Here is a 7,188-nt window from a genome sequence, read left to right as displayed (position 1 = left end):
CAACGCCGAGTTCCTCGCCTTCGTGCGCCGCCACCCCGCGTGGCGGCGCGATCGCGTGCCGAGCGTGTTCGCCGACGGCCGCTATCTCTCGCAGTGGGCCGGCCCGGACGCGCTCGGTGCCGACGCGCTGCCGGCGCAGCCGGTGACCCGGGTGAGCTGGTTCGCCGCCCAGGCCTACTGCGCGAGTGAACACGCCCGCCTGCCCAGCTGGTACGAGTGGGAGATGGCCGCTGCGGCCGATGCCACCCGCGCCGACGCGCGCAGCGACCCGGCCTGGCGCGAGCGCGTGCTGGACTGGTACGGCCGTCCGTCCGGCCACGCCCTGCCCACCGTCGGCGGCCCGCCCGACCTGCACGGCGTGCGCGACCTCAACGGCCTGGTGTGGGAGTGGGTCGACGACTTCAACGCGCTGCTGGTAGGCAGCGACAGCCGCGACCAGGACGGCGCCGACAAGCTGAAGTTCTGCGGCGCCGGCGCGATCAGCATGGAGCAGAAGGAGAACTACGCCACGCTGATGCGCATCGCCATGCTCTCCTCGCTGAAAGCCACCGACACCACCGTCAACCTGGGCTTCCGCTGCGCGCGGCCCATCGGGGATACGCCATGAACCGCCTGCTGCTCCTGCTCTGCACCCTGTGCCTGGCGCTGCCGCTGCACGCCGCCGACGCGCTGCCTGGCGACTCGGTCTACCAGTTGCCGGTGACCCTCACCGACCAGGCCGGCCATCCCGCACCGCTGGCCGCGCGCCGCGGCCAGCCGCAGCTGGTCAGCATGTTCTACGCCTCGTGCACGATGGTCTGCCCGATGATCATCGAGACGATGAAGGCGACCCGCCACGCCGCCGGCGACCCGGCCGCACTCCGGCTGCTGGCGGTGAGTTTCGATCCGGCCCGCGACAGCGTCGCCAGACTCGCCGACTACGCCGGCCGTCACCAGCTCGATCCGCGCTGGTGGACGCTGGCACGTGCGGAGCCGGGCGACGTGCGGCCGCTGGCCGCGCTGCTCGGCGTGCAGTACCGCCAGCTGCCCGACGGCGACTTCAACCACTCCAGCGTGCTGCTGCTGCTCGACGCCGACGGCCGCGTGGTGGCGCGCAGCACGATCATCGGCCGCACCGATCCCGAGTTCGTCGCCGCCGTGCGCAGGCTCGCCGGAGGCCGGCCGTGAACCGCGCCGCCCCGACCCTGCTGATGCTGCTGGCGCTGGGCCTGTCCGCGCCGGTGCCCGCGCAGCACAGCCACCACGCGCAGCCCGCCGAACCGGCGGCGCCCGCGCCGATGCCAAGCCAACGCTGGCCGGTCGACGCGGCACTCGAGGACGGCATGGGCCGCATCCACGTGGCGCTGGACGAACTGCGCCACTACGAGATGGGTCACATGGACGCGACGATGGCGCTGGACCGGGTCGGCCTGATCGAGCAGGCCGCCGCCGACATCTTCGCCAGGTGCAAGCTGCCGGAGGACCGCGACGCGGTGCTGCACCACATGCTGGTGCCGCTGCTCGCCGCCGCGCAGGCGCTGAAAGCACACCCGGACGACATGGCCCAGGTGCAGGCGATGCGCGATGCGGTCGCCGCCTACCCGCGCTACTTCGCCGATCCGGGGTGGGCCGCAGCGGCGGCGCACTGAGCGCCCTGCGACATTCCGTACGCCGTACCGCCGCGGGCGGCTGATCCGGATCAGTCCGGCGCCGCGCGCCACCACGCAGCATGTCCCCCATCGTGCGACGGAGCGGCGACATGACCGACACCATCGAAGCCTGGCAATGCATCGGCTGCGGCCGCGTCGAGGCGCCGCAGACCTGCATCGGCGTGTGCCGCGACCGCAAGGTGCAATTGGTCGGGCTGGCGGATTTCGAGCAGGCGCGCGCCGAGGCCGAGGCCCTGCGCGAGCGGCTCGCCGACGTCCACGCGCGGCTGCAGCGCTTTGCCCTGGCCAAGCCGAACGAAGGCCACTGGGACGCCGCGTGGCAGGCGCTGCAGACGCAGCTGCGCGAGGTGCTGGATTCACTAACGGACGTGACGACACCGCCCTGCGGCTAGCTCGCTCCTGCGCCACCGCGCCGGGCCACCTATCATGGCGCCCGCCGATACGGCGCTGGACACGGTGCGCGATGAAGATCCTGGTCGACGAAAACATGCCGCTGGCGCGCGAACTGTTCGCCGGCTTCGGCGAGGTGGTGGCACGGCCCGGACGCAGCCTCGCGGCCGAGGACGTGCGCGATGCCGACGTGCTGCTGGTGCGCTCGGTCACCCGGGTCGACGAGGCGCTGCTCGCCGGCTCGCGCGTGCGCTTCGTTGGCACCGCCACCATCGGCACCGACCACGTCGACCTCGACTGGCTGCGCGCGCAGGGCATCGCCTTCGCCAGCGCGCCGGGCTGCAACGCGATGTCGGTGGTCGACTACGTCGCCAGCGCCCTGCTGGAACTGGCCGAGCGTCACGGCTTCTCCTTGGCCGGCAAGCGCGCGGGCATCGTCGGGCTGGGCAATGTCGGCTCGCGGCTGCAGCAGCGACTACAGGCGATGGGGCTCGACGTGCTCGCCTGCGATCCGCCGCTGGCCGACGCCGGTCGCACCGGGCTGGTCGACATGGACGCGATCGCCGGCTGCGACATCGTCAGCTTCCACACCCCGCTGGTCCGCGACGGCGCGCATCCCACCTTCCATCTCGGCGATGCGGCGTTGCTCGCCCGGCTGAAGCCCGGCGCGATCCTGCTCAACACCTCGCGCGGCGCGGTGGTCGACAACGCCGCGCTGCTGGCTGCGCTGGAACGGCGCGACGACCTGCACGTGGTGCTCGACGTGTGGGAAGGCGAGCCCCTGGTGGACCGCCGGCTCGCCGCGCGGGTCGAACTGGCCACGCCGCACATCGCCGGCTACTCCTACGACGGCAAGCTGCGCGGCACCTGGATGCTGTACGAGGCGCTCTGCGCCTTCCTCGGCCAGTCGCCGACGATGACGCTGGCGTCGCTGGTGCCCGCGTCCGCCCGGTGCGTGCTCGACGTCGCCCGGCTGGCGCCGCGACGCGCACTGGACCTGATGCGTGCGGCCTGGCGCGTCACCGACGACGACGACGCCTTCCGCGCCACCCTCGATGCCGACGACGACGCGCGCGCGGCCGCGTTCGACCGGCTGCGCAAGCAGTACCCGCTGCGTCGCGAGTTCGGCACGGTGGAGCTGGTGCACGACGAATCGCTCGCCGCACGACTGCCGGCCGACGAGCGCGCGATGCTGCGCGCGCAGGGTTTTCCCTGCGCCGACTGAGCGCAGGCACCGGCTGACCTGGATCAGCGCCGCGCAGCGTGGCGCGCGCTGCAATGGCGCCATGCCCGACGAACTCGACCTGCGGCACCTTCCGGCCCCCGAGCCCATGCTGCGTGCGCTCGCCGCCGCCGGCGAACTGGCGCCCGGCGCCTCGCTGGCGATCGTCGCGCCGCGGCTGCCGCGGCCGCTGCTGATGGAACTGGCGCAGCTCGGCTTCGACGCCGAGCCGGACGCACCCGCGGCGGATGGCAGCGTACGGGTGCACATCCGTCGTCCCTGCGATGACCCGGCTGCGGCTTGAGCAGGCGCCGGCAGCCACGCTGCCGCTGCGCTTCCTGCTCGCCATGCCCTGCTGGGGCATCGTCGGTGGCGCGCTGCTGCTGATCGACGGTGACGCGACGCTGCGCGTGCGCTGGCATCCGGCCACGCTGGCGCTGGTGCACGTGTGGACGCTGGGCGTGCTGGGCAACGCGATGATCGGCAGCGTGCTGCAGTTCCTGCCCGCCGCCGCGGGTGCCCCGCTGCGTGGTGCGCGTCACGCACCGTGGCTCCACGGGGCGTGGAACCTTGGCGCACTGCTGCTGGTGACCGGGCTGCATCGTGGCGACCGCGTCGCGCTGGCCGCCGCCGGCACGCTGCTGCCACTGGCCTTGCTGGGACTGGGCGCGATGACGCTGCCCGGCCTGGTGGCGGCCGCGGGCGAGCGGCTGCTGCGCGTCGGCCTCGGCGCGGCGCTGGGTTACGGCAGCGCGACCGCGCTGGCCGGCGGCCTGCTGGCATGGCGGCTGGCCGGATATGGCCGGTGGCCGCTGGCGCTGGTCGACGTGCACGCGGCGTTCGGCGTGCTGGGCTGGATGATCGCGCTGCTGGCCGCGGTGGCGCGGGTGGTGATGCCGATGTTCCAGGGCACTGGACGGGTGGCCGCACCGGTGCAGGCCGGCTGGCTCGCCGCCGCGACCGTGGCGCTGCCGCTGGCGGCGGCCTGGCACCTGCACCGGCCGGACGGTGTTGCCTTGCCGTGGGTGGTGGCGTCGGGCGGCGGCGCCTTCGCGCTGGCCGCACTGGCGCTGCAGTGGCCGGTGCCCGGCGAGCGACGACGCGCGCTGTACCGGCACTGGCGGCTCGGCCTGGCCGCCCTCGTGGCCGCGGCCGTCGCGCTGGCGAGCGGTGCCGGCATGCTCGCCGGCACGCTGGGGCTGGGCATCGGCATGCCGCTGCTGGTCGCCTCGATGGCGCTGGAGATCGTGCCGTTCGTGGCCTGGATCGACCTGCGTCGCCGGGTGCCGCGCGGCACGCGGATCCCGGGCGTGCAGCGTCTGCTGGACGAGCGGCACAAGCAGGCGCTGCTCGTCGTCCATGGCACCGCCGCCGTCTGGCTGCTGGCGGCCGTGCTGTGGCCGCAGCCCTGGCTGGCGCGCCTGGCCGGCGCGGCGCAGCTGGTGGCGTGGTTGCTGCATGCGCGGGCGCTGGCTGGATCGCTGCGCACCGCACGCGGATGTCTGCGGCGCCCGAACCGTACCGCCGCCCCCGTTGTCGGGGATCACCGCGTGCCCGTCGATGCGGCCCAGCCCGAGACCCCTCACGCCTGACGCCACACGAAGCCACCGGGACTCTCCACCGACCACTCGCCGCGCGGCCGCCCGTATCCGCTTGACCCGTGTCAGGGCGACCGCATCCGGCGCCGTCCACACTCGCCGGATACCCGCACGAGACGAGCCCATGACCCGCCCCTCCGAGTTCAACCGCGACCAGCTGCTGGCCTGCGCCCGCGGCGAGCTGTTCGGCCCCGGCAACGCACGCCTGCCGGCTCCGCCGATGCTGATGTTCGACCGCATCACCCACGTCGACGACCACGGCGGCGCCTACGGCAAGGGCGTGCTGCGCGCCGAACTGGACATCCATCCGGAGCTCTGGTTCTTCGGCTGCCATTTCGCCGGCGATCCGGTGATGCCGGGCTGCCTGGGGCTGGACGCGATGTGGCAGCTGTCGGGGTTCTTCCTGCCCTGGCTGGGCGAGCCGGGACGCGGCCGCGCGCTCGGCGTGGGGCAGGTGAAGTTCAGCGGCCAGGTGCTGCCGGACGCCCGGCTGGTGCGCTACGAGATCGACGTGCGCCGAGTGATGCGCGGCAGGCTCGCGCTGGTGGTGGCCGACGGCAAGACCTTCGTCGACGACCGGCTGATCTACGTCGCCAGCGACATGCGGGTGGGCCTGTTCCAGTCCACGGAGGGCTTCTGATGCGCCGCGTGGTCGTCACCGGATTCGGCATCACCTCGTGCCTGGGCAGCGTCGCCGACACCGTGTCGCGCGCCCTGCAGGAGCTGACCAGCGGCATCCGCGCGATGCCCGAGTACGTCGCCCGCGGCCTGCGCAGCCAGGTGGCCGGCGTGCCGCAGATCGAGCTGGAGACGGCGATCGACCGCAAGCTGCTGCGCTTCATGGGTGGCGCGGCCGCGTACGCCTACGTGGCGATGCGCACGGCGATCGGCGATGCCGGACTGTCCGAGGAACAGGTGCGCCACCCGCGCACCGGCGTGGTCGCCGGCTCCGGCGGCGGCTCGGCGCACTGGCAAATCGAGACCGCCGACCTGCTGCGCGGCAAGGGCGTGCGCCGGGTCGGTCCGTACATGGTGCCGCGCACGATGTGCTCCACCGTATCCGCCTCGCTGGCGACCGCGTTCGGCATCCTCGGCCTGAGCTATTCGATCGCCGCCGCCTGCGCCACCTCGGCGCACTGCATCGGCGCGGCGGCGGACCTGATCCGGCACGGTGCGCAGGACGTGGTGTTCGCCGGCGGCGGCGAGGAGGAGCACTGGGGCATGACCGCGCAGTTCGACGCGATGGGCGCGCTCGCCAGCCGCCGCAACGACACCCCCGCCAGCGCCTCGCGTCCGTACGACGCGGGCCGCGACGGCTTCGTCATCGCCGCCGGCGGCGGCATGCTGGTGCTGGAGGACTACGAACACGCCCGGGCGCGCGGGGCGCGCATCCATGCCGAACTGGTCGGCTACGGCGTCACCTCCGACGGCGCCGACATGGTCGCGCCGAGCGGCGAAGGCGCCGTGCGCTGCGTGAAGATGGCGCTGGCCGGAGTCGCCGGTCCGGTCGACTACCTCAACACCCACGGCACTGCCACGCCGCTGGGCGACCTGACCGAACTGCACGCCGTGCGCGAGGTGTTCGGTGCACACGTGCCGCCGCTGTCCTCGACCAAGGCGCTGACCGGGCACTCGCTCGGCGCCGCCAGCGTGCACGAGGCGATCTACAGCCTGCTGATGATGCGCGACGGGTTCATGGCCGGGTCGGCCCATATCGACGCGCTCGATCCGGGCGCGGCGGATTTCCCGATCCTCCGCGAGAGCCGTCCGGCGCGGCTGTCCACGGTGATGTCCAACAGCTTCGGCTTCGGCGGCACCAACGCCAGCCTGGTGTTCGCCCGGGTCTAGCCCGGGGCGCCGCCCGCAGGGCGCGAGGCCGCCAGGCAGCACTCATCCGGCCCAGGCGTGCAGCCAGCCCAGCGGATGGTGCTCCCAGGCGATACCGACGATGCCGACATAGAGCAGCAGCGCCGCGGCGAAGAAGCCGCGGCGCATGCCTGCGCTGCGCGCCCGCTTCAGCGCCAGGCTGCCGCAGATCACATAGAACACCACGCCCACCAGCTTCACCGTCAGCCAGCCGTTGGCAAAGTAGGCGCCGGGCAGGATGGTCAGCAGCATCAGTGCCGCAGTGAGCAGCACGGTGTCGACCGAGTAGCTGAGGTAGCGCAGCGGCGCCCAGTGCGCGACGGTGCTTCGACCGGCCTGGACCAGCGTGCCACGCAGCGCGAACAGCAGCCCGCTGAGGATCACGCAGGCGATGTGCACGGCCTTGATCTGGGGATAGAACTCGAACATGGGGAACCGGATCCGTGAAGGCGGGGCGCGCCGG

Annotated in this window: 10 protein-coding genes; 9 read left to right on the top strand and 1 reads right to left on the bottom strand. The window is 73.2% G+C overall.

The annotated features are described in order from the left end of the window. The 9 genes from C693_RS0115995 to C693_RS0115955 all read left to right on the top strand — a co-directional run. On the top strand, nt 1-607 hold a 607-nt coding region (locus C693_RS0115995), incomplete at its 5' end, for a formylglycine-generating enzyme family protein (protein WP_017463287.1). Beyond that, nucleotides 604-1,167 (top strand): SCO family protein, encoded by a 564-nt coding sequence (locus C693_RS0115990; protein WP_017463286.1) that lies wholly within the window; start codon nt 604-606, stop codon nt 1,165-1,167. The genes C693_RS0115995 and C693_RS0115990, both read left to right, overlap by 4 nt. Continuing rightward, nucleotides 1,164-1,628, top strand: coding sequence for a hypothetical protein (locus C693_RS0115985; protein ID WP_017463285.1), 465 nt, complete (start codon nt 1,164-1,166; stop codon nt 1,626-1,628). The genes C693_RS0115990 and C693_RS0115985 overlap by 4 nt, the downstream gene beginning before the upstream one ends. Before the next feature lie 110 nt (nt 1,629-1,738). Next, nucleotides 1,739-2,041, top strand: a complete 303-nt coding sequence (locus C693_RS0115980) for a hypothetical protein (protein WP_017463284.1) — start codon at nt 1,739-1,741, stop codon at nt 2,039-2,041. Nucleotides 2,042-2,112: 71 nt separating this feature from the next. Then, a complete protein-coding gene (gene pdxB, locus C693_RS0115975) occupies nt 2,113-3,264 on the top strand; it encodes a 4-phosphoerythronate dehydrogenase PdxB (RefSeq protein WP_017463283.1) in 1,152 nt (383 codons plus the stop codon). A gap of 61 nt (nt 3,265-3,325) precedes the next feature. Continuing rightward, nucleotides 3,326-3,565: a DUF2249 domain-containing protein gene (locus C693_RS22725; protein WP_017463282.1), complete on the top strand. Its 240-nt coding sequence runs from the start codon at nt 3,326-3,328 to the stop codon at nt 3,563-3,565. Then, nucleotides 3,546-4,853 carry a hypothetical protein gene (locus C693_RS0115965; RefSeq protein WP_017463281.1) on the top strand — a complete coding sequence of 436 codons (1,308 nt, stop codon included), beginning with the start codon at nt 3,546-3,548 and terminating at the stop codon, nt 4,851-4,853. The genes C693_RS22725 and C693_RS0115965 overlap by 20 nt, the downstream gene beginning before the upstream one ends. A 130-nt stretch (nt 4,854-4,983) precedes the next feature. Beyond that, a complete protein-coding gene (fabA, locus tag C693_RS0115960; protein ID WP_017463280.1) occupies nt 4,984-5,499 on the top strand; it encodes a 3-hydroxyacyl-[acyl-carrier-protein] dehydratase FabA in 516 nt (171 codons plus the stop codon). Further along, nucleotides 5,499-6,707 carry a beta-ketoacyl synthase N-terminal-like domain-containing protein gene (locus C693_RS0115955; protein WP_017463279.1) on the top strand — a complete coding sequence of 403 codons (1,209 nt, stop codon included), beginning with the start codon at nt 5,499-5,501 and terminating at the stop codon, nt 6,705-6,707. Before fabA ends, C693_RS0115955 begins: the two co-directional genes overlap by 1 nt. A 42-nt stretch (nt 6,708-6,749) precedes the next feature. Here C693_RS0115955 and C693_RS0115950 read toward each other — a convergent pair whose 3' ends face one another. Continuing rightward, nucleotides 6,750-7,154 (bottom strand): SirB2 family protein, encoded by a 405-nt coding sequence (locus C693_RS0115950; RefSeq protein ID WP_017463278.1) that lies wholly within the window; start codon nt 7,152-7,154, stop codon nt 6,750-6,752. Between the last annotated feature and the right edge of the window lie 34 nt (nt 7,155-7,188).

The organism is Dyella ginsengisoli LA-4 (genome assembly GCF_000334915.1).
Taxonomy (GTDB): Bacteria; Pseudomonadota; Gammaproteobacteria; order Xanthomonadales; family Rhodanobacteraceae; genus Dyella_A; species Dyella_A ginsengisoli_A.
Note: the sequence above shows the minus strand (reverse complement) of the source record. Positions and strands in the feature narration are given on the sequence as shown.